This is a genomic window from Rhizobium johnstonii 3841 (genome assembly GCF_000009265.1).
In the GTDB taxonomy this organism is placed as follows: Bacteria; Pseudomonadota; Alphaproteobacteria; order Rhizobiales; family Rhizobiaceae; genus Rhizobium; species Rhizobium acaciae.
Genome location: NC_008380.1, coordinates 3,332,840 through 3,359,347, shown reverse-complemented (window position 1 = coordinate 3,359,347; position 26,508 = coordinate 3,332,840). Strand labels below are relative to the sequence as shown.

General features: G+C 61.5%; 28 protein-coding genes, 1 tRNA gene and 1 pseudogene. 16 read left to right on the top strand and 14 right to left on the bottom strand.

From position 1 onward, the window contains the following. Positions 1-10: 10 nt before the first annotated feature. Entirely contained in the window at positions 11-490 is a 480-nt protein-coding gene (locus RL_RS16525; protein ID WP_011652709.1) for a hypothetical protein, read from the bottom strand. Between the two features lie 141 nt (positions 491-631). On the opposite strand from RL_RS16525, the gene RL_RS16520 reads away from it, so the two are divergent. Together RL_RS16520 and ilvC are read left to right on the top strand one after the other, a co-directional pair. After that, positions 632-1,297, top strand: coding sequence for a TetR/AcrR family transcriptional regulator (locus RL_RS16520; RefSeq protein ID WP_011652708.1), 666 nt, complete (start codon positions 632-634; stop codon positions 1,295-1,297). Positions 1,298-1,346: 49 nt separating this feature from the next. After that, entirely contained in the window at positions 1,347-2,366 is a 1,020-nt protein-coding gene (gene ilvC / locus RL_RS16515; protein WP_003560822.1) for a ketol-acid reductoisomerase, read from the top strand. Positions 2,367-2,415: 49 nt separating this feature from the next. Here ilvC and RL_RS16510 read toward each other — a convergent pair whose 3' ends face one another. The 5 genes and pseudogenes from RL_RS16510 to RL_RS16495 form a co-directional block, all read right to left on the bottom strand. Further along, a complete protein-coding gene (locus RL_RS16510; RefSeq protein WP_011652707.1) occupies positions 2,416-3,003 on the bottom strand; it encodes a class I SAM-dependent methyltransferase in 588 nt (195 codons plus the stop codon). Continuing rightward, entirely contained in the window at positions 2,993-3,328 is a 336-nt protein-coding gene (locus tag RL_RS37625) for a type II toxin-antitoxin system RelE/ParE family toxin (protein WP_011652706.1), read from the bottom strand. Before RL_RS37625 ends, RL_RS16510 begins: the two co-directional genes overlap by 11 nt. Next, positions 3,312-3,563, bottom strand: coding sequence for a ribbon-helix-helix domain-containing protein (locus tag RL_RS16505; RefSeq protein ID WP_003541208.1), 252 nt, complete (start codon positions 3,561-3,563; stop codon positions 3,312-3,314). Before RL_RS16505 ends, RL_RS37625 begins: the two co-directional genes overlap by 17 nt. A gap of 118 nt (positions 3,564-3,681) precedes the next feature. Further along, positions 3,682-3,831, bottom strand: a pseudogene (locus tag RL_RS16500) (PIN domain-containing protein); the annotation flags it as partial. A 90-nt stretch (positions 3,832-3,921) separates the two neighbouring features. Beyond that, entirely contained in the window at positions 3,922-5,022 is a 1,101-nt protein-coding gene (locus RL_RS16495; RefSeq protein ID WP_012758181.1) for a branched-chain amino acid aminotransferase, read from the bottom strand. Between the two features lie 206 nt (positions 5,023-5,228). Between RL_RS16495 and RL_RS16490 the strand changes: the two genes are divergently transcribed. Continuing rightward, positions 5,229-6,449 (top strand): PLP-dependent aminotransferase family protein, encoded by a 1,221-nt coding sequence (locus tag RL_RS16490; RefSeq protein ID WP_011652702.1) that lies wholly within the window; start codon positions 5,229-5,231, stop codon positions 6,447-6,449. 39 nt (positions 6,450-6,488) lie between these two features. Here RL_RS16490 and RL_RS16485 read toward each other — a convergent pair whose 3' ends face one another. The 3 genes from RL_RS16485 to RL_RS16475 form a co-directional block, all read right to left on the bottom strand. Further along, the gene (locus RL_RS16485; protein WP_011652701.1) at positions 6,489-7,532 is read right to left on the bottom strand and encodes a DUF2278 family protein; all 1,044 of its coding nucleotides are present in this window, start codon (positions 7,530-7,532) and stop codon (positions 6,489-6,491) included. Positions 7,533-7,736: 204 nt separating this feature from the next. After that, complete coding sequence (locus RL_RS16480) at positions 7,737-8,795, bottom strand: aldo/keto reductase (RefSeq protein ID WP_011652700.1); 1,059 nt, start codon at positions 8,793-8,795, stop codon at positions 7,737-7,739. A gap of 224 nt (positions 8,796-9,019) precedes the next feature. After that, positions 9,020-9,490, bottom strand: coding sequence for a MarR family winged helix-turn-helix transcriptional regulator (locus RL_RS16475; protein WP_041936391.1), 471 nt, complete (start codon positions 9,488-9,490; stop codon positions 9,020-9,022). A 231-nt stretch (positions 9,491-9,721) separates the two neighbouring features. Between RL_RS16475 and RL_RS16470 the strand changes: the two genes are divergently transcribed. From RL_RS16470 to RL_RS16425, 10 genes are all read left to right on the top strand, one after another. Then, positions 9,722-10,489: an alpha/beta fold hydrolase gene (locus RL_RS16470; RefSeq protein ID WP_011652698.1), complete on the top strand. Its 768-nt coding sequence runs from the start codon at positions 9,722-9,724 to the stop codon at positions 10,487-10,489. A gap of 191 nt (positions 10,490-10,680) precedes the next feature. Further along, complete coding sequence (locus RL_RS16465; protein ID WP_011652697.1) at positions 10,681-11,658, top strand: ABC transporter substrate-binding protein; 978 nt, start codon at positions 10,681-10,683, stop codon at positions 11,656-11,658. A 7-nt stretch (positions 11,659-11,665) separates the two neighbouring features. After that, a complete protein-coding gene (locus tag RL_RS16460; protein ID WP_011652696.1) occupies positions 11,666-13,360 on the top strand; it encodes an ABC transporter permease in 1,695 nt (564 codons plus the stop codon). After that, the gene (locus tag RL_RS16455) at positions 13,348-14,367 is read left to right on the top strand and encodes an ABC transporter ATP-binding protein (RefSeq protein WP_011652695.1); all 1,020 of its coding nucleotides are present in this window, start codon (positions 13,348-13,350) and stop codon (positions 14,365-14,367) included. The genes RL_RS16460 and RL_RS16455 overlap by 13 nt, the downstream gene beginning before the upstream one ends. Positions 14,368-14,892: 525 nt before the next feature. After that, positions 14,893-16,002 (top strand): endonuclease/exonuclease/phosphatase family protein, encoded by a 1,110-nt coding sequence (locus RL_RS16450; protein ID WP_003541181.1) that lies wholly within the window; start codon positions 14,893-14,895, stop codon positions 16,000-16,002. Further along, positions 15,999-16,772: a DNA mismatch repair protein MutT gene (locus tag RL_RS16445; protein WP_011652694.1), complete on the top strand. Its 774-nt coding sequence runs from the start codon at positions 15,999-16,001 to the stop codon at positions 16,770-16,772. The genes RL_RS16450 and RL_RS16445 overlap by 4 nt, the downstream gene beginning before the upstream one ends. 165 nt (positions 16,773-16,937) lie before the next feature. Further along, positions 16,938-17,849 (top strand): PhzF family phenazine biosynthesis protein, encoded by a 912-nt coding sequence (locus RL_RS16440; RefSeq protein WP_011652693.1) that lies wholly within the window; start codon positions 16,938-16,940, stop codon positions 17,847-17,849. Between the two features lie 227 nt (positions 17,850-18,076). Continuing rightward, positions 18,077-18,152: transfer RNA gene (locus tag RL_RS16435), tRNA-Lys, on the top strand. Positions 18,153-18,296: 144 nt separating this feature from the next. Beyond that, the gene (locus RL_RS16430) at positions 18,297-18,593 is read left to right on the top strand and encodes a hypothetical protein (protein ID WP_011652692.1); all 297 of its coding nucleotides are present in this window, start codon (positions 18,297-18,299) and stop codon (positions 18,591-18,593) included. Positions 18,594-18,769: 176 nt separating this feature from the next. After that, positions 18,770-19,072, top strand: a complete 303-nt coding sequence (locus RL_RS16425; protein WP_028740913.1) for a hypothetical protein — start codon at positions 18,770-18,772, stop codon at positions 19,070-19,072. Positions 19,073-19,358: 286 nt separating this feature from the next. Here the strand turns inward: RL_RS16425 and RL_RS16420 are convergent, their stop codons facing one another. Continuing rightward, positions 19,359-19,667: a hypothetical protein gene (locus tag RL_RS16420; protein ID WP_011652690.1), complete on the bottom strand. Its 309-nt coding sequence runs from the start codon at positions 19,665-19,667 to the stop codon at positions 19,359-19,361. Between the two features lie 391 nt (positions 19,668-20,058). Here RL_RS16420 and RL_RS16415 point away from each other — a divergent pair, with 391 nt between their 5' ends. Together RL_RS16415 and chrA are read left to right on the top strand one after the other, a co-directional pair. Then, a complete protein-coding gene (locus RL_RS16415) occupies positions 20,059-20,874 on the top strand; it encodes a chromate resistance protein ChrB domain-containing protein (RefSeq protein WP_011652689.1) in 816 nt (271 codons plus the stop codon). Position 20,875: 1 nt separating this feature from the next. Continuing rightward, on the top strand, positions 20,876-22,297 hold the full coding sequence (gene chrA / locus RL_RS16410) for a chromate efflux transporter (RefSeq protein WP_011652688.1): 1,422 nt from the start codon (positions 20,876-20,878) through the stop codon (positions 22,295-22,297). Here the strand turns inward: chrA and RL_RS16405 are convergent. After that, complete coding sequence (locus tag RL_RS16405) at positions 22,294-23,625, bottom strand: hemolysin family protein (protein ID WP_003541163.1); 1,332 nt, start codon at positions 23,623-23,625, stop codon at positions 22,294-22,296. The genes chrA and RL_RS16405 overlap by 4 nt on opposite strands. Positions 23,626-23,867: 242 nt before the next feature. Further along, complete coding sequence (locus RL_RS16400) at positions 23,868-24,251, bottom strand: VOC family protein (RefSeq protein WP_011652687.1); 384 nt, start codon at positions 24,249-24,251, stop codon at positions 23,868-23,870. 363 nt (positions 24,252-24,614) lie between these two features. Here RL_RS16400 and RL_RS16395 point away from each other — a divergent pair, with 363 nt between their 5' ends. After that, the gene (locus tag RL_RS16395; RefSeq protein ID WP_011652686.1) at positions 24,615-24,944 is read left to right on the top strand and encodes an RcnB family protein; all 330 of its coding nucleotides are present in this window, start codon (positions 24,615-24,617) and stop codon (positions 24,942-24,944) included. A 115-nt stretch (positions 24,945-25,059) separates the two neighbouring features. Here RL_RS16395 and RL_RS40575 read toward each other — a convergent pair whose 3' ends face one another. Beyond that, positions 25,060-25,239, bottom strand: a complete 180-nt coding sequence (locus RL_RS40575; RefSeq protein ID WP_011652685.1) for a hypothetical protein — start codon at positions 25,237-25,239, stop codon at positions 25,060-25,062. After that, entirely contained in the window at positions 25,236-26,441 is a 1,206-nt protein-coding gene (zigA, locus tag RL_RS16385; protein ID WP_011652684.1) for a zinc metallochaperone GTPase ZigA, read from the bottom strand. Before zigA ends, RL_RS40575 begins: the two co-directional genes overlap by 4 nt. Positions 26,442-26,508: the final 67 nt, after the last annotated feature.

Genomic DNA, 26,508 nt, shown 5'->3' with positions numbered 1-26,508 from the left:
CTCGACAATATCAGTTGTTGATCGCGATGATCGCCCAATGGCTCGCCTCGCAGGCGTTGTCCTCGCAGATCGCGCCCATCCAGACGGCGCCGCCGGCCAGCATGACGCCGTCGCTGTTGACGAAGAGATCCTCGTATTGCTGGCGTCCGACGGCGCGGCGCGTCTCCGGCGTGACGAGATCATCGAAATTGTCGATGAAATCCTCGGCGTTCTCGAAGTCGTAGGTCTCACCATTGGCCTTGACCGTCAGCGGGTATTCGGCAAGGCCGGCGATGGTCTCGGCTTCGCCCGAGCGCATCGCCTTGACAAGCTGGCGCAGTGGTAGGTCGAAGCCCGCGGCGTCGCCGTGTAGCTCTTCGATGCGGTTATAGACGTCGCTGTCGGACTGCGCGAGAGCGCTTGAGCCGCCAAGGAGGATTGCTCCGAGCAGGAGAAGAGCTGCTGACAGGCGTGACATCGGAGCCCCCGGGCAAATGGTGTAGCGCGACATTACGCGATCGCCGAGGATTCGCGCCTATCCAATTCTGGTGTTTCATCGCGGTTTCACGTATTAAAAAAATCTATCCAGGCTTCTTGACGACCTGATCGGTTTATCGCATAAACCTCACGAACCGTACCGTACGGTACGTATATGGGAGCCATGACCGTGTCCGTCGATACCGCAGAGCCGAGCGAATTTTCGCCGCGCCAGAACGCCGTTCTGGAGCAGGCGCTGCAGTTGCTCGTCGATGGCGGCGAGAAAGCGCTGACGACCTCGGGTGTAGCGCGCGCCGCCAATTGCTCGAAGGAAAGCCTCTACAAGTGGTTCGGCGATCGCGACGGGCTGCTATCGGCGATGATCGCCTATCAGGCCAGCAAGGTGCGCACCTTCGAGCGCAACGGCGAGCGGCTGACGGCGGCGAGCCTGCACGACCATGTCGTCATTTTTGCGCGTGACTTGCTGGAGGTGCTCGCCGGCGACGTCTCGCTGGCGCTCAACCGGCTGGCGATCGGCCAGTCGAACCGCGACGGCTCGAAACTCGGCAAGTTGCTGCTCGAGCGCGGCCGCCGTCAGATCGACCGGCGCGCCATGGCGCTGATCGATGCCGGGAAAAGAGCAGGGCTCCTGCGTTTTGTCGATGCCGACGAGGCTTATCACACGCTTTACGGCCTTGTTGTGTCCGACCTGCATGTGCGCATGCTGCTCGGCGAACCAGGCCTCAAGGATACCGCACGCCAGGCGGAGAGGGCGGTCACCGCCTTCCTCAGGCTTTATGGCACGGACAAGGTTCTGGCGGAGATGCCGGTTCTCGGCTGATTCCGCTTTAATGACAGTCAACAAGACAAGCAAAGGGAAGGAACTTCAAATGCGCGTCTATTACGATCGTGATGCCGATCTCAACCTCATCAAGGCCAAGAAGGTCGCCGTCATCGGCTATGGTTCGCAGGGCCGTGCCCATGCACTGAACCTCAAGGACAGCGGCGCCCAGAACGTCGTCATCGCACTCAAGGCCGGTTCGCCGACCGTCAAGAAGGCCGAAGCCGATGGCTTCAAGGTCATGACGGTTGCCGAAGCTGCCGCCTGGGCGGACCTGATGATGATGGCGACCCCGGACGAACTGCAGGCCGACATCTACAAGGCCGACATCGCCGGCAACATCCGTGATGGCGCAGCCATCGCCTTCGCTCACGGCCTCAACGTTCACTTCGGCCTCATCGAGCCGAAGGCTTCGGTCGACGTCGTCATGATCGCACCGAAGGGCCCGGGCCACACGGTTCGCGGCGAATACCAGAAGGGCGGCGGCGTTCCCTGCCTCGTTGCCGTTCACCAGAACGCTTCCGGCAATGCGCTTGAACTCGCTCTCTCCTACGCCTGCGGCGTCGGCGGCGGCCGTTCGGGCATCATCGAAACCAACTTCCGCGAAGAGTGCGAAACCGACCTCTTCGGCGAACAGGTCGTTCTCTGCGGCGGTCTCGTCGAGCTCATCCGCGCCGGTTTCGAAACGCTCACCGAAGCCGGTTACGCGCCTGAGATGGCCTATTTCGAATGCCTGCACGAAGTGAAGCTCATCGTCGACCTGATTTATGAAGGCGGCATCGCCAACATGAACTACTCGATCTCCAACACGGCCGAGTGGGGCGAATATGTCTCCGGTCCGCGCATCATCACTGCCGAGACGAAGGCCGAGATGAAGCGCGTCCTCAAGGACATCCAGACCGGCAAGTTCACGTCCGATTGGATGCAGGAATACCGTGCCGGCGGCTCGCGCTTCAAGGGCATCCGCCGCCTGAACGACAGCCACCCGATCGAAGAAGTCGGCGCCAAGCTGCGCGGCATGATGCCCTGGATCGGCAAGAACAAGCTGGTCGACAAGTCGGTTAACTAAGCGATTTTTGTGCTGTTGCAGTTTAAGGCCGGGGCGAAAGCTCCGGCCTTCACCGTTCTGCGTCGACGGTCAGCCAGCGGGTTGGCTTGCCGTCATAGCCGCCGCCGTCGCTTTCGCTGATGGAGATGCTCCGCCAGCCGCCTTTCGTCAAAAGCTCCGACAGCCATTCGGCGGACGGATAGTTGTAATAGCGCCCGAAGCCGTCATGGCCTTCCGCGTCCCCGGCCTTGAAGCTCGCGTGAATGATGCCGCCGGTCCTCAGCGCGCGACGGATGCGGGTGAAAACATCAGGTAATTCCGGCCGTGGGACGTGGAGAAGGCTTGCATGCGCCCAGACGCCGTCGAAGGCGCTGTCGGCGTCGAGCTCCTGGAACAGCATGACCCTGACCGGCCTGCCGATCAGCGCTTCCGCTTGTCTTGCAAGCTCGGTCGAGCCATCCGTCGGCGTCACGTCGAAACCCTGCGCCAGCATGTAGGCGCTGTCCTGCCCGCCGCCGCAGCCGAGTTCGAGGATTGCCGCACCCGGTGCAAGCCCGGCGAGGAAGGCATCAAGCTGCTGCTTCGGCAGGCTGCGCGCCCGCTTGGCGTATGTCTCGGCATTCTCCTCATAGAAGGCGGAGGTGCAGTCAAGAGGCATGTTGTTCGGCCGATCGCGGGCGTCGATTGGATTGAAGATGTCTTTCAGGAAGCCGGTCGGCGTCGATGATGTCAATGACGACAATCCCTTCCGATGTCACCCTGTAGAAGGCGACGTGGCGCATGTGGAGGAGGCGGCGAAGGCCAGCGCCGAGTTCGTCGCACTCTTCTCCCATGGAGGGAGCATGCGAAAGAAGCACGAAAATCCTGTCCCAGTCGAGAAGATAGGCGTCTGCCTGCGCCTCGCCGAAATTGAGGCAAGCATATTCGTCGATGCCTGATAGCACGGAGTACGCGGTTCGGGTCAGCCTATAGGTGGTTGTCACGCAGCTTTGCCTTCGTTTCCGACAGGATGTCGGGAATGCGTCGCTCGCTCGGGCCGCTTTCCTCAGCCTGTCTCAGAATGTTGCGCAGTTCTTCGTCGTCAAGCTTATGATGGAGCTGATCCTTCAGAATAAGCTCCGCCAGGAATGCGCTGGCACTGCTGTATCTGCCGCTTGCGACACGGTTTTCGACGTAGTCCGCCAGATTATCCGGAAGCGAGATCGTCATTTTCGCCATTGGATTCGGTGCCGCCTGCACATGCCGGTTTTCAGCCATTCCAGATGCCAGATTATCATTTCCCAGTTTGTGATAGAAGCGTTGTGCCGCGCCGTCGAGGGCTTGGGTCACATGCGGATCAGTCTTTTTTATCGATATGGATCACGCGTTCGAGATCCTTAAAATGGGCATCGCAGGTCAGGATGTCGGCATCGTGGCGCTCCGCGGTCGCATAAATGATCGCATCGGCGGTGGCGAGTTTGTGAGTTGCCGCGACGAGGGCGTAATAGATCACCAGCCGGCGGCGTTGCGGGCGAGGCGGAGAGCGGCGCGCACCATGTCGGTGTTGACGCCGCCGTTGGCGCGACGCGTCCGGAGTTCAGGCCGGGATAAGGCGCGTCCAGCCGCGCTCATCGTTGGTTACGCCTTTCTGCAGACTGACGAGCTGCTGGCGCAGTTCGCTGGTCAACTTGCCGGTCTGTCCGTCTCCGACCAGAAACTCGCCGCCGGCATGCCGAACCAGGCCGATGCCCGCCAGAACCGCGGCAGTGCCGCAAGCGAAGGCTTCGACCAGCTTGCCGCTGGTTGCGTCCTGCTGCCATTCCGCGAAGGAGTAGGGACGCTGCTCGACGCGCAAGCCCTTTTCTCCAGCGAGCACGATCACCGAGGCCCGGGTGATACCCGGCAGGATCGTGCCGCCAAGAGGCGGGGTCACCACCGATCCGTCATTCATGACGAAGAAGACGTTCATGCCGCCGAGCTCCTCGACCCAGCGATGCTCTGCTGCGTCCAGGAAGACGACCTGATCGCAATCCTTCTTCGCCGCCTCGGCTTGCGCCACGAGGCTGGCTGCGTAGTTTCCGCCGCATTTTGCCGCTCCGGTGCCGCCGGCGGCAGCACGGGTGTATTCGGTCTCGACCCATAGGGAGACCGCCTTTGCTCCGCCTTTGAAGTAGGCGCCGACCGGAGAGGCGATGATGCAGAAGACATACTCCTGAGCCGGACGAACGCCGAGAAACGCCTCGTTGGCGAACATGAAGGGGCGAAGGTAGAGACTGGCGTCGCCGGATGGAATCCAGGCCTTGTCAACGCGGACCAGTTCTTCGACCGCCTTCAGGAAGAGTTCTTCGGGCACAGGAGGCATAGCCATGCGGGTCGCCGACTGCGCGAAGCGGCGGGCGTTCTCTTCGGGCCGAAAGAGCAGAATCCGGCCATCGTCTGCCTTGTAGGCTTTCATGCCTTCGAAAATTTCCTGAGCATAGTGCAGCACGGCGCTTGCAGGATCGAGCTCCAGAGGACGCCTTGGCGTAACCTTCGCATCGTGCCAGCCCTTGTCGGCAGTCCATCGTGCCAGGACCATATGATCCGTGAAGACCTTACCGAAGCCGGGTGTCTCCAGTGCCTGGATGCGGTCGGCGTCGGAGACGGGAGACTTGTGTAATTCGATTTTGATTTCAGGAGAGGTCGTCGTCGCGGTCATTGCTGGCACCTTGATAGTACATTGAATAGTGGCGGCGACACTACTGCCGCCGGGCTGGTCTTGGAAAGACCTGAATCAGCCGGTTTCGGCATCGATCAGAGGAATAACCGCTTTCTTGTCACAGGGACAAGAAAATAGGTCAGTATTGTTGACATAAATTCTCCGGCATGGTCTGCTGGGGGAATAGAAAAATACGAGGAAACCCCATGCTGAACTGGGACACCATGTTTGCGTCGCGCTCGTCGCGCATGCGCGCATCCGAGATCCGCGAGCTCTTGAAGCTTCTCGACCGGCCCGACATTATCTCCTTTGCAGGCGGCATTCCGGATCCGGCGCTCTTTCCCGATCAGGAATTCAAGCAGGCCTATGCCGATATCTTCGACGGCGCCGCCGTCAACTCGGCGCTGCAATATTCGGTTAGCGAAGGCTATAAGCCGCTGCGCGAATGGCTGGTCGGGCAGATGGCAGCTCTCGACATCCGCTGCGAACTCGATAACGTTTTCATCGTGTCCGGTTCGCAGCAGGGCCTCGATTATCTCGGCAAGCTGTTCCTATCGCCTGATGACACCGCGCTCGTGACATGGCCGACCTATCTCGGCGCGCTGCAGGCCTTCAATGCCTATGAACCGGCCTACGACCAGCTGACGCCGAACGGCAACCGGACGCCCGAGTCCTACCGCGCGGCCGCTTCCGCTGCCGGCGGCAAGGTAAAGTTCGCCTATCTTTCCACCGACTTCTCCAATCCGACCGGCGAGACCGTCGATCTCGACGGCCGCAAGAAGGTCCTGGCACTTGCAGAAGATCTCGACATCGCTGTCATCGAGGATGCGGCCTACCAGTCGCTGCGTTACGACGGCGATCCGATCCCGCCGATCCTGGCGCTCGAAATCGCCGAGAAGGGTCATATCAACGATACGCGCACGATCTATTGCGGCAGCTTCTCGAAGACGCTGGCGCCCGGCCTTCGTGTCGGCTTCATCGTCGCCAATGCGCCGGTCATCCGCAAGCTGGTGCTGATGAAACAGGCGGCCGACCTGCATTCTTCGACGATCAACCAGATGGCGATATCAGATGTCGCCGAGCGCGGCTTCGACGCGCAGGTCGCCAAGATCAAGGCCGCCTACAGCCGACGCCGCGACTGCATGCTGGCCGCGCTTGAGAAATACATGCCTGAAGGCACTAGCTGGACGAAGCCGGAAGGCGGCATGTTCATCTGGATCACGCTGCCAGAGGGCATGGACGGCGCCAAGTTGCTGGCGAAATCGCTCGAAACCGCCAAGGTCGCGTTCGTGCCCGGCAAGGCGTTCTTCGCCGACGGTTCCGGCGCCAACACCTTCCGCGTCAGCTTCTCCTGCGCCAACGAGCAGATGATCGAGGATGGCATCGGCCGCCTGAGCGCGCTGATCTCGGCCGAAATCGGCAGCTGAACGAGATGCCCGGCTGACGGATCAAGGGCAGGGCGCCGATCAGAAGATCGTCGTCCAGCCTTCGTTCGCCGTCTCGCTCTTGCCGTAGCCGACCCGATCGGCAACGGCGCCGTCGGCATTGCGCAGGATGATGTCACCGCCCCGGTTGGCAAGCTGCGGTCCGCCGGCTGCGGCATCGAGCGCTATGGTGCGCAGCTCGCCTGCGCTCAGCGATCCCGACAGCGTCTGGGTCCTGCCGTTTTCGTCCTCCAGCTTCCAGCCTTCGAGCGATGCCTCCATGTCGGAGCGGTTGATGATCGTCACCGTTTCGGCCTCGGTGCCGCCTTCGCCGTTGACCGGGTTGATCAGCGCGGCGACGATGCGCAGCGACGAGGCGACGACCGGCTGCGGCCGGCGTGTGCCTTCGCCGCGGCCCTGGCCGCCGCGGCTGTCGGAAACCGGATGGCCGGTCGCCGCATCGGTGTTCCAGTTCTGCGACTGAAAGCAGAGGAAGATCGCCGCCCATTCGTCGGTATCGTTGAAATGGACGAGCAGTGCGCCGTCCTGGTTCGGCCCGTTGGTGGCCTTGAAGCTGCCACCATCGCCCTGGTTCATGTGGATGTCGTGAATGCCGTTGCCGGGTTCGAAGTCGAAATATTGGTCCGGCTTGTTATTCTCAGGCCCCCAGGCTTCGCCGAAGGCGTAGAAATGCACGTCGGAATCGGCAATGCCCTCCTGGACGATCGGCTCGATGAAATCGCGCAGGTCGTTCTTCGGGCCGGATAGCTGGAAGGGCGCGACATTCATGTCCTCGCGCTCGATCAGTCCGCCGCGGACATAGTCGATCGCAAGCTCCGGACGGTCCTTGCGGATATCGGTCAGGCCCATCGGCAGGGTTTCGAGCGCCTCCGTCAGCGCCGGGTGCTTGAAATCGACGATATTGGCGTAGAGCAGGTCGTGCGGCGATTCCTTGGAGCGGACGTTGAGCGCGATGCGGTAGCTGACGCCGTTCGCCTCGATGCGGATTTCGATATGGGGATCGTTATCGTCGTCGAGGGCGAGTGCGCTCGCCGTACCCTTCAGGACCCTGTAATTCTTCAGCATGGAGAACCTCGCGGGGGGGCGGCGGGATATTACGGTAACACGGCGAAAGTGCATCTTTTGTGACGGCTAAAGTATGACGCGATCTTTCAGATTCGCCTGCCACACTTCAGGTCTTTGATTTGAGCATGTCGTGGTCGCAAACCGCTGCACACTTTTGCGCGACATGCTTTGTCTTCCGCCGTGCAATGCTTGATCCGCTATCGCCTATTGCTGGAGATGCGGGCCGAAAAGTTCGAGATCGGCTTCACCAAACCTGTCGCTCACCGTGTTCAGCTGGTGCCAGTAGGGATAGATCACCGGCGGCAGGCTGACCGCGTCGAGGCGCTTGCGCTCCTCGTCCGTGAGTTTCAGCTCGGCGGCGGCGATGTTGTCGCGGAACTGGGCTTCGGTGCGGCCGCCGATGATGACCGAGGTTACGGCCTTGCGGCCGATGAGCCAGGCGAGCGCCACCTGTGCGGCCGAAACGCCGCGTTCCCCACCGATCGCGACCAGCGTCTCGACGATGTTCCAGAGGCGGTTCTCATCGCGGATCGGCGGTTCGGTCCAGCCGGCGAACTGGCGCGTACCTTCGGGCGCTGCCTGGTTGCGGCGATGCTTGCCGGAGAGCAGGCCGCCGGCCAGCGGGCTCCAGACCAGCACGCCGAGCCCCTGGTCGATCGAGATCGGCAGCAACTCGTATTCGGCGTCGCGGGCTTCCAGCGTATAGTGGATCTGCTGGCTGACGAAGCGTTGGTACCGGTGCTCGTTGGCGATGCCGAGCGCTTTCATGATGTGCCAGCCGGAATAGTTCGAGCAGCCGACATAACGCACCTTGCCCTGCCTGATCAGGGTGTCGAGGGCTTCCATCGTCTCTTCAAGCGGCGTCTGGCCATCCCATTCATGCACCTGGTAAAGGTCGATGACATCGGTCTTCAGGCGCTTGAGGCTCGCCTCGCATTCGCGGATCAGATGGTAGCGTGACAGACCCTGGTCGTTCGGGCCGTCGCCCATGCTGAAGCGGGCCTTGGTAGCGAGCAGCACGCCCTGCGGCCGCTTGCCGGAGAGCACATCGCCGATGATGTTTTCGCATTCGCCGTCGGAATAGGCATTGGCGGTGTCAATCAGGTTGATGCCGGCATCGATGCACATATCGATCATCTTTTTCGCCTCGGAAACACCGAGGTCGCCGACGGTCTTCGCCCAACCGACGCCGCCGAAGGTCATCGTGCCCATGGTCAAAGTCGAAATCTTCAGGCCGGAACGGCCGAGCAAACGATATTCCATTGAAACTCCTCCCTTGAAACAAGACTGACGTACCTCAACGCTCCGAGATAGCAATGGGTGCGTATTCACGGCTGCGTGAGGCTTAGGCAAGATTCTGAGCGCCGGTATCTTCCGGCCCCGCAGCGGCTATAGCCGATCACGAGCCGAGCGGCAGATCGTACAATATGTCATCGGCTTGTCGACGGAAATTGTCTTGGCGCAGCGTCGACGCGGTGAAAGCCACGTCAGTTCTCGTGCTTGTCCTTCTTGTGAATATTGTCGCGAAGCGATGCGATTGTGTCCCGAATCTTGCTGACAGCCTCGGCGTCGAGACCGACAGCCTTGCCGATGCAGTCGAACACATGGGAGGCACCGCTCTTGAGGGCCAATCCCTTCTCCGTCAGGCGCAAGAGCACCTGGCGCTCATCGGCGGGATTTCGGTTGCGGGTGACGAGGCCGACATTTTCCAGTCGCTTCAGCAGCGGAGTGAGGGTGCTGGAGTCGAGAAAAAGCGTCTCGCCGAGATCCTTCACCGTGCGGTCGTCGCGCGCCCACAAAGCGGTCATGACCAGGAATTGCGGATAGGTGAGTTCCAGCTCGTCGAGCAGGGGACGGTAAAGCTGGTTAAAGGCGTGGCTTGCCGAATAGATCGAAAAGCAAAGCATTTCATCGATCTTGGGCACGTCAGCGAGATCATTTGATGTGGTGTCTTTCATCACGCTCTCCTTTGATCTCAATATAATTTGTGCGCGATCTGTTTGCAAGCTATTGACTCGGCAGACGAGAAAACCTAAATAGATCGCGCACAAATAAATCGCTGACAAATTATATACCGAACACGGAAAGCAGCAGAGGTTTGCTGCGTCAACGGATGCGCAAGCAGGTGAATTCCCTTGTGGCTCCCCATTCGGCTTCTTTGAAACTCAACCGACGAAAGGAAATGACCAATGTTCAAGTTTGCTGCTGCCGTCGCCCTGGCGGGCGCTCTTCTTTCCGGTGCTGCCGTTGCTCAGCCGGCCAAGCCGACCGTTGTCCTCGTCCATGGCGCCTTTGCCGATTCATCTAGCTGGAACGGCGTCGTCGAAATCCTGCGCAAGGACGGCTTTTCTGTCGTGGCAGCCGCCAATCCGCTGCGTAGCGTTTCTAACGACGCTGCCTATGTCTCCGACGTGGTTGGCAGCATCGCCGGCCCTGTGGTCCTTGTCGGTCACTCCTATGGCGGCCAGGTCATTTCGACCGCGGCCAACGGCCACGACAACGTCAGGTCGCTGGTCTATGTCGCGGCCTTCGCGCCGGATGCCGGAGAATCGGTCGCAGATCTCGCCGGCAAGTTTCCGGGCGGTACGCTGAGCGGAGCGCTTGCGGCTCCGGTAAAGCTCAGCGCCGGCGGTGTCGATCTGTATATCGACCAGGCCAAGTTCCATGATCAGTTCGCCAGCGACGTGCCGGCCGAACAGGCGGCCCTGATGGCGGCTGCCCAACGTCCGGTCACCGAGGCTGCCCTGACTGAAAAATCCGGCGAGCCCGCCTGGAAGAAGCTGCCGTCGTGGTTTGTCTACGGCACTGGCGACAAGAACATCCCGGCCGCAGCCCTAGGCTTCATGGCCGAGCGGGCAGGCTCCAAGCGGACCGTGGTGGTCGACGGCGCTTCCCACGTCGTGATGGTGTCGCATCCCGAGAAGGTAGCGGAACTGATCGAAGAGGCCGCAAAGTAGTATTCGATCCGAGGGCCACGGCGCGTGAGCGCCGTGGCCGGCCGCCGCGGAGGTTTTGTCCGCGCGTGGCGAGATCACGACTGGTCGATGGGAAAGCTGTGGTGCAGGGCGTGGACCAACCGCCGCGCCCTGTCACATCTCTGTCAACGACCCCTAATAAGGGAGGGGTATCGAAATCGAGGACCCCTCCCATGAAAACGATCGTTTCTGCCGCAGCACTTGTCGCCGCGGGCATCTTTGCCATTCCGGCTTCGGCCGCAAACCTGGTTCTCTACACCAGCCAGCCGAACGAAGACGCGCAGGCGACGGTCGATGGCTTCATGGCTGCCAATCCCGATATCAAGGTCGACTGGGTACGCGACGGCACGCCGAAGATCATGGCGAAACTCCAGGCCGAGATCCAGGCCGGCAACCCGGTTGCCGACATTCTCCTCATCGCCGACGTGGTGACGCTGGAGCGCCTAAAGGAAGACGGCAAGCTCTTGGCCTACAAGTCGCCGGAAGCTGCCCAATACGACGCCGCCCTTTATGACGCCGACGGCTATTACTATTCCACCAAGCTGATCACCACCGGCATCATGTACAATACCTCGGCCGCGATGAAGCCTGCGAGCTGGAAGGACCTGACTAAGCCGGAAGCCAAGGGCCTCGTCACCATGCCGAGCCCGCTTGCCTCAGGTGCGGCCCTCATCCACGCCCAGACACTTGCCGCCGTTCCGGGACTCGGCTGGGATTTCTACAAGTCGCTTGCGGAAAATGGCGCGATTGCTGCCGGCGGCAACGGCGCCGTGCTGAAGTCCGTTGCCTCGGGCGAAAAGGCCTATGGCATGGTTGTCGATTACCTGCCGATCCGTGAGAAGGCCAAGGGCGCTCCCGTCGAATTCGTCTTCCCGAGCGAAGGCGTTTCGGCCGTCACCGAGCCGGTCGGCATCCTCGCCAGCACCAAAAATGCCGATGCCGCCAGGAAATTCGTCGATTACGTGCTCTCCGAAAAGGGCCAGGAAGGCTTCCTGAAGCTCGGCTACATCCCGGCCCGCAACGGCATGAAGCTGCCGGAAGGCTTTGCGGCGCGCGACACCATCAAGGTATTGCCGATCAAGGCGGCCGAAGCGTTGAAGAATACCGATCAGGATCTCAAGACCTTCTCGGGCATCTACGGCTCGAACTGATCCTTTCATGCACGGATACATCAAAACCGGAAACAGCCAGCCCGCCTGGCTGTTTCCTTTTGTCGTCATCATCGTCCTGATCCTCAGCGTGCTGCCGCTCGCCCGCCTCGCCATGGTCGGAATAGCGGCCTTCGCCGATGGCGGCGTGATGACGGTTTTGAGCGAGGCGTCGCTGTGGTCGGCGACCTATTACACCGTCGTCACCGCTATCCTGGGCACGGTGATCTCGCTCGTCATCGGCTGCCTCTTTGCCTTCCTGCTGACGCTGACCGATATCCGCGCCAAGGGGCTGCTCAGCTTCTTCTTCGTGCTGCCGATGATGATCCCGCCGCAGGTGACGGCGCTTGCCTGGGTGCAGATGTCGGGCCCCTCCAGCCCGCTGTTGAAGGCGCTGCATATCGCTCCGCCACTCGGCTCGCCGCAGCCGCTCTATTCGGTAGGCGGCATCGCGCTGCTCTATGGCGTGCAGCATGCGCCGCTGGTCTACCTGGCGCTTCGGGCCGGGCTGATGACGCTGCCGCGCGACGGCGTCGAGGCCGCACGGCTTTCCGGCGCCTCCAGCTTGCGGGTATTCCGCGATATCATCCTGCCGCTGTCGCTGCCCGGCATCATCGCGGGTGCGGCGATCTCCTTCGTCTCCTGCACCGGCAATTTCGGCATTCCCGCCATTCTCGGCATTCCGCCCTCGATCTTCACGCTGCCGACGTTGATCTTCACCAAGTTCTCCGCCTTCACTAGCCGCACCTTCGGTGATGTCGCCGTGCTCTCGGCGATCATCGCCATCATCTCGGTCGTCGGGCTGATGATCCAGGACCGGGCGTTGCGCGGCCGCGACTACCGCGTCATCGGGTTATCCGGGGCGAGTGCGGCCTTCGAGCTCGGCGCCTGGCGCCTTGTTTTCACATCGCTCGTTTGGGCGATCCTGTTCTTCATGCTGGCAGCACCCTTCTTCGCGCTTGTCGCCGGCGCGCTGGTGCCGGCCTATGGCGTGCCACTCACTTTCAAGACGATGTCGCTGCATGCCTTTGAGGAGATCCTGTTCCGGCAGGCGGTGACGCGCACCGCCTTTATCAATTCGCTGTCGCTCGCCGGCGCGACTGCGCTTTGTCTCCTCGTGGTGACGGTGCTCGCAGCCTACACGCTGACGCGGCGCAAGGATTCTATTTCCCGCATCGTCTCCAGCCTGATCGAGATACCCTATTCGCTGCCCGGCATCGTCATGGCGGTCTGCTTCATCCTGGTGTTCGCAGCACCGATCCCGATCCTCCACGTGTCGCTCTATGGCACGATCTGGATCATCCTGATCGCCTATTTCTCCTCCTTCTTCGCCGTCAGCCTGAAACCCGTGGTCAGCGCCTTCCACCAGCTGGATCCGGCGCTGGAGGAGGCCGCACGGCTTTCCGGAGCCGGCTTCTTCCGCCGGCTTGCCGATATCATCGTGCCGCTGATTGCGCCGGCCGCCGGCGCCTCGGTCATCCTCGTCTTCCTGATCGCTTGCAATGAGCTGACGATCTCGGCGCTGCTCTGGTCTGCCGGCACCCAGACGCTCGGCGTCGCCATCTACAATCTCGACGACAGCGGTAGCTCCGACCTTGCTTCGGCGCTCTCGGTGCTCGTCGTGCTCATGGTCGTCGTGCTGATGCTGCTGCTCGAACTTCTGGCGAAACGACTGCCGAAAGGAGTGGTCCCATGGCGAGGCTGATCCTCAACCAGCTTGGTAAGGATTTCGGCACCGGGCGGGCCGCCGTCAACGGTTTTTCGCTCGAAGTGCGCGAGGGCGGCTTCCTGGCGTTGCTCGGGCCTTCCGGTTGCGGCAAGACGACAGTGCTGCGGATGATCGCCGGTTTCGAGACGCCGAGCGACGGCTCGATCCATCTCGGCGAGAGATTGCTTGCCGATGCCGCGCAGTCGCTGCCGCCGGAAAAGCGCAACATGGCGATGGTCTTTCAGTCTTACGCGCTGTGGCCGCATATGAGTGTTGCCGACAATGTCGGCTATCCTCTCAAAGTGCGCGGCCTCTCGGGCGAGGCCTACCGGGCGAAGGTGCGCGAGGCGCTCGGCACCGTCCGGCTCGCCGATTACGCCGAACGGCGTCCGGCCGATCTTTCCGGCGGCCAGCGCCAGCGCGTGGCGCTTGCCCGCTGCCTGGTGACATCGCCTGACGTGGTGCTGCTTGACGAGCCGCTTGCCAATCTCGACCGGCACCTGAAACAGGAGATGGAGGAGACTTTTCGCGAGTTCCACCAGCGCTCGGGCGCGACGATGATCTACGTCACCCACGACCAGAGCGAGGCGATGGCGCTCGCGACCGACGTCGCCGTCATGTCGGAAGGGCGGCTGCTGCAGGTGGCACCGCCGGCCGAGATCTACGCGCGGCCTGAAGGGCGCATCGTCGGCGGGCTCATTGGGCGAGGGGCGATCCTGACACTGCAGGTAATGGGCAGCGAACGCCAGCTGGAATGGGATGTCCTGCAGGATGCGCTCCAGGCCGCCAAGACCGATGGCGCCGATATCCTCGTGCGGCCGGAGGATGTGATCATCGGCGGCGAGGGGGCTCCGGCGATCGTCGAATCCGTGCTGTTCGAGGGCGAGCGCTACGCCGTGAAACTGATCCTCGGCAAGGGCCAGACGCTACGCGCATACAGCCGCGGGGTCGTCGAGGCGGGTGAGACGGTGCACGCCGTCATCCGCGCGGGCTGGCGGCTTTGATAGATCGAGAGTCGGCGTCTACAACAGCAATGGAAGCTCGATAATAGAAGTTGAAAATTCCCCAAATCTTCTTTCGAATCATCATAAAGTTGAATAGTTCTTCCGGCTTCGTGGTGCCGAGCAACGGACTGAATTAACAGAAGCGCATGGGATGAGTAAAACTCGCGCGATAATCGATTAATTGAAAGGACATATTAGTATGCCAATTCCAGTAAAGCGTATTCGATCCGTTTTCGTGCTTTCGGCGGCTCTTGTAAGCGCTGCGAGCGTTCTCCAGGGATGCCCATCTCTGGAGCGGGGCGAACGAACCCAGACATTTAGCCCAAGTGACTTATACCGCGGTTCGAGCAATAGGAGCTCGTCGAGCAGTCCTGATGGCGGGCACACCCAACCTCATGACAGCGCCACTTCAAGCCCGCCAAGCCGTATCTAGGCGCAGACGGCACTTGTCCGCATTTTTCTTGGTCTGCCGTCTTTTCCTGCGGCCATTGCCGGTTAAGGTACTGCCGCAACCGGATCCTTCCCATGTCGCTTCGCCTCGCCACCTTCAATGTCGAAAATCTTCTCACCCGTTTCGATTTCACCGGCTTCCGAAACCAGTTGCGCCAGGACCGGGTCATCAAGCTTTTCCAGGTGTCGAGCGAGGGCGTCTATCAGCAGCTCGAGCAGGCGCGGGTGATTGCCGCGACCGACGACACGCGGCAAATGTCGGCCCTTGCGATCGCCGACGCTGACGCCGATATCCTCTGCCTGCAGGAAATCGACAACATGGCTGCCCTTCAGGCCTTCGAATACGGCTATCTCTTCCGCATGGTCGGAAACGGTTACCGGCAGAAATACCTGGTCGAGGGCAATGACAGCCGCGGCATCGATGTTGCCGTGCTGATGCGCGAGGAAACGCGCGATGGCCAGAAGATCGAGCTCAGGGACATCAGAAGCCATGCGATGACGACCTATCGCGATCTCGATCTCTTCAATGAGGAGCTGGCGCTCACCAACCGCATCGACGACAAGATCTTCAAGCGCGACTGCCTGGAGCTCGACCTTCTGATCGGCGGCCGGCCATTTTCGCTCTACGTCGTGCATTTCAAGTCGATGGGCAATCCGCGCGACGGGCTGGACGGGCGGCAATCGACCATGCCGATCCGCCGCGCCGAGGCACGCGCCGTGCGCCGCATCATCGAGGATCGCTTCGGTGCGGAGCAAGCCGGCACCAAGAGCTTCGCCATCTGCGGAGACATGAACGATTATCAGGAGCGTGTCGATGTCATCGGCCGCCGGGGTACCGGCTATCGCTTCGAACATCAGAACGAGACCGAAAGCGCGCTCGACGTTTTCAGCAGCGACGGCTTTGCCGAAAATGTCGTGCGCCGCCGCGAACCCCTCGACCGCTGGACGCTCTATCACGCTCGCGGGCCGCAGGAGCAGTGGCTTTGCCAACTCGACTATCTCTGGCTTTCGCCAGCACTTGCCGCCCATAATGCCGGCCGCCTGCCCGAAATCATCCGCAGCGGCCAGCCCTACCGCACCATCTTCCCGCCGGGGCAGGAGGTGGAGCGTTATCCGCGCACCGGCTGGGACAGGCCGAAAGCGTCCGATCATTGCCCCGTCGTCATGACACTGGATCTCCCATGAATGCAAATTTGAACGCGAATTTCACCAACATCAATTTTTCCGATGATTTCGCCGGCTGGCCGCCGGAGGCGACGGTCTTCCCGATTGCCGGCGTGGATCTGCGCATTCTGCCCGGTCCCCATCCCTTCGTCGCCGCCGAAGAAGCGGCGATCCAGGAGAACTGGGTCAGGGAGACTGCTGCCAATCCGGCGCTGTTCGACGGGCGCATGGTGTTCCAGCGGCTGGTATCGCTCGGTGAAGACGGGATTGCCGGCGAGGGCCACGTCATTCCCTTTTCGGCCTTCATGTGGTGGCGCCGGCAGCCGCGGCGCCAGGGCGGCATTCACATCTTCGCCTATCCGGTGCTCGAGACCTCCGATGGCGCACTGGTGGCGATCCGCATGGGCGCCCATACCGCCAATCCCGGCCAGGTCTATTTCGCCGCCGGCTCGCTGGAGCCGGAGGATATCGTCGACGGGCGCTGCGACATCGAGGCGAACATGCGCCGCGAGGTCCATGAGGAGACCGGGCTCGATCTTGCCGAATCCGTCGCCGGCGAGGGGATGTTCGCCACCCATAACAAGCGCACGGTGACGCTGCTGCGGTTATTCCGCTTCGACATGACGGCGGATGAGATGATCGAGCGGATCGAGCGGCATATGCTCGTCGCCGAGGATCAGGAGATCGCGGGCGCGGTGGCGATCCGCTCGGCCGATCCCTCCGCCCATGCCTATAACATCGCCATGTTGCCTGTGATCGACTGGTATTTCGGTCAGGCCGAGCGGAGTTGATGTATGCCGCCCAAAGCCATGCAGCGTTTCGGGATAACGACACGCATCACGTAACGATCGAAAGCGCGTCGTGTGAATCCGGTTGACGTGACGCGTTTTAGCGCCTTGCACTCGCTCGCATGGTCGGGCAGGTTGGCGGCGCGATGACGATTCAAGGAGGCCGATGTGGCGCGAAGCTACAGCGTCTATGACGTGTTCACCGATCGAAAGCTTGCGGGCAATCCGCTGGCGGTGATCTTCGACGGAGACGATCTCAGCGACGAGGCGATGCAGGCGATCACCCGGGAGATCAATCTCTCGGAGACGGTCTTCGTGCAGCCTTCAACCAACCCCGCCTATGCGGCGCGTCTGAGGATATTCACGCCTGGGCGCGAGCTGCCGTTTGCCGGCCATCCCACGGTCGGCACGGCGGTGGCGCTGGCCGAACGGGCGCACGGTGCTGCGACGCGCGATCTCGTCACGGTGCTTGAGGAAAATGTCGGGCCGGTGCGTTGCGCGGTGCGGCTGAGGGAGGGCGAGGCGAGCTTTGCCGAATTCGACCTGCCGCGCAAATCGCAGCCGGCCATCATGCCGCTCGACAAGCTCGGCATCGCCGATGCGCTATCGCTGAAGGTGACCGAGATCGGCTTCGAAAATCACGTCCCGTCGATCTGGAGCGCCGGCGTTCCCTTCTTGCTCATTCCGGTACACGATGTCGGAGCCACACAGCGGGTGGAATTCGATCCGCAGCTCTGGGAAAAGATCGTGCCCTTCGTCGATGGCGCGCTTGCCTCGGCCTATGTCTATTGCCGTGGCGGCGTCAACCACGTGGCAAAGTTTCACGCGCGCATGTTCGCAAGCGGCATGGGCATCGTCGAAGATCCGGCCACCGGCTCGGCGGCGGCCGCACTCTCCGGCGCCATCCACCATTTCGACCGGCTGACGGACGGGCATCACCCGATCATGATCGAGCAGGGCGTCGAGATGGGCCGGCCGTCCTTCATTCACCTGCATATCGATGTCGACGGCGGGGCGATCTCCAACGCGCGGATTGGCGGCCAGGCGGTGCGGCTGGCCAGCGGCACGCTCGACCTTTGATTTCACTGGAGCGCCGCGCGTCCGATAGAACGCGCTAAGGACGCTCTATCACTTTGAATCGGCGCATAATCCTTTCCAAAAATCGATTCCGATTTTCGGGGTTCTGCGCTGCATTTCAGCCATGCCGAAAAATCTTCGCGATTAACCAAAGAAATTTCGCCTATGCGCTGGACAAGCCTGCCGATCCTGTTTATACGCCCCGTCACACCGCGCAGCCAAGCGCGAACGGGTGATTAGCTCAGTTGGTAGAGCAGCTGACTCTTAATCAGCGGGTCGTAGGTTCGAGCCCTACATCACCCACCAAATCTCTTGAAAAGATTGATGTATTTGAACTCAGGCCGGATTTTCCGGCCTGCTGGAAGCAGGCGGCATTGCTAGCCTTGCCCAAAGGACTGGTCGCAGTGATCTGCGCGCGCTAGTTTCCCTCACACACACTGGGAGGGTCCCATGAGAAGCGTCATTCTAGTCGTTGCCTTGACTCTGCCGCTACCCGCCTTTGGCGCAGGCGTCATGAACGTCAAAGCGAGCGAGCATAGCTGCAGCGAGCTTACGCAGATCATCCGCCAGAACAAAAAGGTCTTTGTTCGCGTCGGTTTCGGCGGCCGCAGTTTCCGTTATCCGCCCGCCCAATGCAGCATGGGCGATAAGCGCACCACGACCAGTTTGCGCGATGCAGGTGGAAATCAGTGCATCCTTGATTATGCCTGCGTCTTTGACCCCGCGTCGCCTTATAATTTTCCCTAGCGCATCGTGCTTTGTGCGTCCGAAAGGACGCACGGCGCTCTCGGCGCTTCCGGTTGAGACAGGCAGCGAGCGGGAAGTGCATGCGGCTGTGCTCAGGCGTGGAATTCGGAGGGTTTCGGGACTGGCCGCATGCGGTGCGATGCCCTAACTTCGCTCTCTCACATTCAGGAGTTTCCATGAAAAGCGTTGTTCTGGCCGTCGCACTATTGTTTCCGTCCGTCGCTCTTGCCGTCGAGGCGGTGGAGGTCAATGCCAGGGATCACAGTTGCGAAGAGCTTGCGCAGATCATCCGAAAGGACAAGGCGGTTTTTGTGCGCATGGGCTTTGGCGGCCGCAGCTTCCGTTATCCGCCGGCTAGGTGCAATCTCGGCGACAAGTACGACACGGCAAGGGTGAGGGATGCCAATGGCAAGCTTTGCCTCCTCGACTACGAGTGCGTGTACGATCCGCAGTCCTTCTATAACAGGATTCCCAAGTAATATCGGAGCCAAGCGTTGCCGGGACGAAGCGATGACCTTGAATTTCTTCGATCATGCCGCCAGCTTGAATGCCTGTTCGGCATGGATGACGAGGTCAAGAAAAAAGGCCGGGCGAAACTCGCACCGACCTTCCTCGATCAGTCTCGATAACGGCTGCCAGTACCTCCGTGGTCAGCCGTCAGAGACAGATTTGCTATCCCTTAAGTAGGGTTTTCTTAAAAAACTTCAAGAGCTCGCGGCTGAAAGGAAGCCGGCACTGGGCCGGCTTCTTCTGGCCGAGCGGCGATTACTGCTGTGCCGGGGCAGCCGGCGGAGTGGCCGGTGCTGGTGCCGGTGCGGGCGTAGCGCTGTTGTCGGTCGGAGCGATCGGCTTGGCCGGCGCCGGCTCGGATTGGGTCGTGGAAGCTGTCGTGTCCGGGGATGTCCCGGGGGTGCTCCACTGCGAATAGGCGAATGCAGCGACAGCGATCACGGCCAATGCAGCGGCCCAGACAACCCACGTATTATTGGTGCGCGCGCTCGGCGTGGTGCGCAGATCCAGATTTGGGTTCAGCGGGCGGTTCGGGTCGTTGGCATTATTGGGGTCGTACGTCATGGTACTTTCTCCTCTTTCGGTGAGAGAAGAATGCCGAAGTGGGCATTTTGTTCCGTTCTGGGCCGAAGCGCTTGTGCTGATTGGGTTTTCGTACTCTTCATTCCCGCTGGTTGATGGCGCTCCGTGCATTCGTGGCTTTGCCGCTCACCTCTCATCTGCCTGCCGGCTCGCCTGGAGGCGACCGGCAGAGACCCCGTGGAAGAGCTGCCGGCTGATCGGGTGCCGTGGTGGATGGCAGGCCGCTGCCGCGGACGGCAAGCCGCCATGGCGTAATGCGCTTGACACGACGGGGTCTGTTTGCGCATGGTTTGGCCATGGGGTCGCGATCACCCCACGAGGCGTCATGCTGAAGAATCGCGTCCAGTAAAACCGATCAACGGAGGGACGCGTCATGCCGTCATTTCTAGAAATCTCACCTGAAAAGCTCAGCCGCCTCATCGGGACACCTGGGGCTCCCGTCATTATCGACGTGCGCACGGAGGAGGACTTCGCGCTCGATCCGCGTCTGGTGCCGGGCTCGATCCGGCGCGCCCATGCCGATGTCGCGTCCTGGGTTGGCGGCGTCGATGCCGAAGCCGTCGTCGTGGTATGCCAGAGAGGCGGCAAGCTTAGTCATGGTGTTGCCGCCTATCTCCGCCATGCCGGGATCGACGCGGAAAGCCTCGAAGGTGGCTTCGAGGCGTGGATCGCGGGTGGACCGGCCGTGCCCGATGCAAAGCTGCCGCAACATGACGCTGAAGAGCGCACCGTCTGGGTGACGCGCGCGCGGCCGAAGATCGATCGTATCGCCTGTCCCTGGCTGATCCGGCGCTTCGTCGATCCAAACGCCGTGTTTCTGTTCGTGCCGGCGCCCGAGGTTTTGGCCGTCGGCGAGCGTTTCGGGGCGACGCCCTTCGATATCGAGGATGGGTTCTGGAGCCATCGCGGCGAGCTCTGTACCTTCGATGTGATGATCGAGGAGTTTGGGCTGGCTTCGGAACCGCTTCTGCGCCTGGCGCGGATCGTCAGGGCGGCGGATACCGCAAGGCTCGATCTCGCGCCCGAGGCGGCGGGCCTGCTGGCCGCCTCGCTCGGCCTCTCCAGGATGTATTCCGACGATCTGGAACAGCTCGAGGCCGGGATGCTTCTCTACGACGCCTTCTTCCGCTGGTGCCGCGATGCGACCGAGGAAACCCACAATTGGCCGGCGCCGAAGAAGAGGGCATGAGATGGTCGAGATGACGGATAATGCGCCCGGCGGCAAAACGGCGGAGGAGGACGCGGGAGAGGAGCATCATCACGGCGTCTCGTTTGGCGAGGCCTTCAGGGTGTGGCTGCGCGTCGCCGCCCTGAGTTTCGGCGGCCCCGCCGGCCAGATTGCAGTGATGCATCGGATCATTGTCGACGAGAAGCGATGGATCGGCGAGCACCGTTTTCTGCATGCGCTGAACTATTGCATGCTGCTTCCCGGACCCGAGGCGCAGCAGCTCGCCATCTATATCGGCTGGCTGATGCATCGGACAGTGGGCGGTCTCGTCGCCGGCCTGCTGTTCGTACTGCCTGGGTTCCTGTCGATCCTCTGTCTCAGCTATATCTACGCGGCTTACGGCAATGTCGGCATCGTCGCCGGCCTGTTCTTCGGGCTGAAGGCGGCGGTGCTTGCCGTCGTCGTGCAGGCCGTCATCCGCATCGGCGGCCGTGCGCTCAAGAATCGCGTCATGATCGGTATCGCGGCCGCGGCCTTCATCGCCATCTTCTTTCTTCATGTGCCGTTCCCGCTGATCGTGCTCGCCGCCGGCATCGCCGGCTTCTTCGGCGGCAGGTTCGGACTTGCCGCCTTCCGGATGGGCGGCGGCCACAAGGCCGGAAGCGGCGCGACACTGTCGGACGCCGAGTCGGCGCTCGGCGAGGGCATACCGGCGCATGCGCGCCCGAATCTCGCCTGGTCGCTGCGCATCTCGGCCGTGCTGCTTGCCCTCTGGCTCGCGCCGCTCGCGGCGCTTTACACAACCTTCGGTGCTGACAACGTCTTTACCGAGATCGGCCTGTTCTTCAGCAAGATGGCGGTCGTCACCTTCGGCGGGGCCTATGCCGTGCTTGCCTATGTCGCGCAGGAGGCCGTGCAGCATTTCGGCTGGCTGAAACCCGGCGAGATGCTGGATGGTCTTGGCATGGCCGAGACGACGCCGGGGCCATTGATCATGGTCGTCCAGTTCGTCGGCTTCATGGGCGCCTACCGCGATCCGGGAGCGCTGGACCCGATGCTTGCTGCAACACTTGCGGCGATCCTGACGAGCTGGGTCACCTTCGTGCCCTGTTTCCTCTGGATCTTCCTCGGCGCGCCGTTCATCGAAAAACTACGCGGTAACATTGCGCTCGCCGGTGCGATGTCGGCCATAACAGCGGCGGTGGTCGGGGTTATCCTCAACCTCGCTATCTGGTTTGCCCTGCACACGCTGTTTGCCGAGGTTGCGACCGTCGAGCTTGGCGGCTTGCGGCTCGATATTCCCGTGCTGCAATCGGCCGTGCCGGCGGCAATGGCGCTGTCTGCCGCCGCGGCCATCGCAATCTTCCGCTTCAAGGCTTCGGTGATCGCGACGCTGCTAGCCTGCGCGGCTACGGGGATGCTCTGGACGCTGGCGGTCGGCTAGGCCTCCGCCCCATCCGCGGAAATGCGCGTCGCGAGCATCTTGTCGATACGCATGCCGTCCATGTCGAGCACCTCGAAGCGCCAGTTGTCGAAGACGAAGGTTTCGCCGGCTTCGGGGATGTGCTGGAGCTGATGCAGCGCGAAGCCCGCCAGCGTATGGAAATCGGCGTCCGGACGATCGCGCAGGCCGAGCCGTTCGAAGGCGTCGAAGGCCGGCATCATCGCATCGATCAAGAGCGACCCGTCTTCCCTGACGACGATATCGGGCTCTTCGTTGGATCCCGGCAGGTCGCCAGCGATGGCTTCGAGCAGGTCGGTCTGGGTGACGATGCCTTCGAGGCTGCCATATTCGTCGATGACGATGGCGAGGCGAACGGGTGAGGCCTTGAAACTGTCGAGCACGCGGACGACCGAGGTGCCCTCATGCAGCACCAGCGGCTGCTTGATCACCTCCATCGGCCGGACCTTGCCGCCGTCGAGAACCTGATCGAGAAGGTCCTTCTTCAACACCATGCCAATCGGCTCGTCGATCGAGCCGCGGGCGACCAGCAATTGTTCGTGGCTGCATTCGCGGATGGTCTTCAGGATCTCGGCCTCGCTGTCGTCGGCGTCGAACCATTCGATGTCGAGACGCGGGGTCATGATGTCGGAGATCGGCCTGTCGCCGATGTTGAACACCCGCTCGACGAGCTGCTGCTGCACCTGGTTGAGAAGGCCGGCCTCCTGGCTCTCGGCGACCAACAGCTTAAGCTCCTGCGGCGAATGGAACGACGATTCCCCGGTTCCGGCGCGAAGACCCACACCCCGCAGCACCATGTTGCCCATGCCGTTCAGGACAAAGATCGCCGGCTTGAACAGCACCAGGAACAGACCGAGCGGACGCACCACGGCAAGCGAAGTGGCCTCGCTGCGCTGAAGCGCCAGGCTCTTCGGCGCGAGCTCGCCGAGCACGATATGCAGGGCCGTGATGATGACGAAGGCGATGACGACGGCAACAGTATGCGCGCCCGCCGTCGCCCATTGCCCGGGCAACCAGGACAGCAGCGGCTCGATCAGGTGCGCAAGCGCCGGTTCTCCAACCCAGCCGAGCGCGAGCGACGAGATGGTGATGCCGAGCTGGGTGGCTGCAAGGTTGGAGTCGAGATTGTCGACGGCGCGCTGAAGTGCCGAGGCGTTCATGCGGCCTGCCGCAGCGAGTTCGGCGACGCGGCTACGCCTGACCGACACCAGGGCGAATTCGGCGGCAACGAAGAAGCCATTGGCGGCGACGAGAAGAAACACGGCTAGTATCCCAACATAGTCGGAGAGCCCGCCGGCGGAATCGGACATGTTTTCCCTGCCTTCGAATTGATGGGAATCCGAAACTACACGCTCGCACACCGGTGGCAAGGCGTTCCGGCTAGTCCTGGGGCGAGAGATGCCGAAGCCGGGCTGCCGTAATCGAAATACTGCGTCGGTTTGCAATGCTGGCCGCAAAATGCGTGGCAAAGCGCATGACCGGGATCATACGTGCGGTTCACCGATGCGAGGCGTAAAACGCGTGGTGAACCGCATGACCGGCGTCGCCCCATTCACCTCTTGGGCGCTTCGAAGAGTTCGATCGGGTTTCCGGCCGGATCATCGAGCAGGATCTGCTTGCCGCCGATGCCCTGCACGATCTCGTTGCGGAAGCGCGCACCGGTTTGGCGCAGTGCGGTGACTTTCGCCTCCAGGTCTCCGACCTCGATCTGGATACGATTCCATCCGCCAGGCTCCGGCTTTCGCCCGTCGGGCATTGCTTGAGATGCTCCGCCCGGTCCCGTCATACCGCTGACGAACAGACGAAAACCGTCCCTGGTCAGGATGGCGAAACTCGGTGCGGGACGAAGCGCGACGGAGAATCCGAGATGTCTTGTGTAGAATTCCACCGCGGCGTCGACGTCGTCGACGATGTAGCGCATGCTGATACCGGGCATGGTTTCCTCCATTGTGGTCTTCGTTGTCTTGATCTGATCGTCCCCTCGCGGGTTGCAGAATTCTCCTATTCCTAGGATGTCTCGCCTTGAAACTCGATTATGCGCCCGTTTCAAGTTTTTTTATGTATTTCGTTAGGCCAAATCGCTGAGCACCCTTAGGCGAAACTAGATCGAATCGAGAGCATGCCGCCTGCCGCCAGCAGCAGGAAGCCAAAACTTCGATCACCGTGTATAAGCTTAATCTAAAATATAAACTTCGACCCGTAGCCATCGGATTCCATTACAAAAGTTTAATTTTTATTTCAGTTTCAGTTCATCTTTTCGGCCCTAGTTTGGTCTCGTACTCAACACGAGGAACTCCGCATGAAAAAGATTTTTGCAGCTCTTCTTTCCGCCTCCTTCCTTCTTTCCCCGATGGTTGTTTCCCAGGCCAGCGCCGACGATCATCGCCGTCCCCCGGTCGTCGTGCATAAGAAGGTGGTCGTGCATAAGAAGGTGGTCGTCCGGTCGCATTGGAAGAGGGGATACCGCGTCAATGCCAGCGAGCGTCGCCGGTTCTCCGATGTCAACGACTACCGCCGCTACCGGCTGGCGCCTCCGCCCCGCGGTTATCGCTGGGTGCGGGCCGATAACGATTACCTGCTGATCGGCGTTACCAGCGGGATCATCTCCAGCATTATTGCCGGTCGCTGATCGGTCGTTAGATCAGGAAAGGGCGGCTTCGGCCGCCTTTTTGATTCTGGGGAGGGCGTGTAGCCGTTTCGCGCCCTTCCTTCGCTTCTTCAGCTGGCGGCGGTTGTGACCCGCTTCAGAATTGCCTGCGCGACGGCATGACCCGATCAGCAATGATGCCGAGAAAACCTCTTGGTCTTCCGACTTCAGCGTCGGTATCCTCCTCGTGCGTAAGCGGATGAAGCCCTTCGATTGGCGGCAGCGGTTCGCATTCGGTACAGACGCAGAGAGTGCGTTTGATCGCCTTCGCCTTCATGCCGCCTGCCTGTTCCAGCTGGCGAAAGGGTCGGGCAGGTTGCGCCAGCGTTCCGGCGCAAATACCGTGGTGTCGAGCAGACAGGCGTCGAGTTCCTTCCTGATCCAGGCTTCGTCCATCGGATCGGCGCCGATGAAGACGATTTCCTGGCGCCGGTCGCCCCAGACGGGGTCGAGATAGGGGCCGATGGCGCGCATGAAGGCCGGTTCCTTAGGCCATTGTTCGCGGGGTACGGCCGCCCACCAGAGACCCATCTTGCCGGTGCGCACGATCGCGCCCGCCTGGCTGACCTCGCCGACATGGTGCGGGCGCGTCGCCAGCCAGAAGAAGCCCTTGGCGCGCACCACGCCTGGCCATGTCCGATCGAGGAAGGCCTGCAGCTTTGCCGGATGGAAGGGCCGCTTCTCGCGATAGACGAAGGAGCGGATGCCATATTCCTCGGTCTCCGGCACGTGATCGCGGAAACCGTGCAGTTCCTTGTACCAGAGCGGATGGGTCTCGGCCTTGTCGATATCGAAGCGGCCGGTGCCGAGCACGTCTTTCAGGGCGATCTTGCCGAAATCCGCCTCGATCAGCTTCGCATCCGGGTTGAGGCCGGTGATGATCTTGCGCGCGGCGTCGCGCTCTTCCTTGGTTGCCGTGCCGATCTTGTTCAGCACCACGACGTCGGCGAATTCGATCTGCTCGACCAGCAGGTCGACGATGGTTCTGTTGTCGCCGTCGCCGGCCGTTTCTCCGCGGTCGGCGAGGAAATCGGCCGAGGCATAATCGGCAAGCAGATTGGCGGCGTCGACGACGGTCACCATGGTGTCGAGCCTTGCGACGTCGGAAAGGCTTTGGCCATTCTCGTCGCGAAATTCGAAGGTGGTGGCGACGGGCAGGGGCTCGGCGATGCCGGTCGATTCGATCAAGAGGTAATCGAAGCGGCCCTGATCGGCGAGCTGGCGCACCTCCTTCAGCAGATCGTCGCGCAGCGTGCAGCAGATGCAGCCATTGGTCATCTCGACGAGCTGTTCCTCGGTGCGGGAGAGATTGGCGCCGCCATCGCGCACCAGGGCGGCATCGATATTCACCTCGCTCATGTCGTTGACGATAACCGCGACGCGTAAACCTTCGCGATTGGTCAGTACGTGGTTGAGCAGCGTCGTCTTGCCGGCGCCGAGGAAGCCTGAAAGCACCGTGACGGGAAGTCTGTTGTCCATGGGAACCTCATCAGAGTCTTATTTATGTTATATCATTACATTTGATGGTCCAAAAAAAGGCGGAACG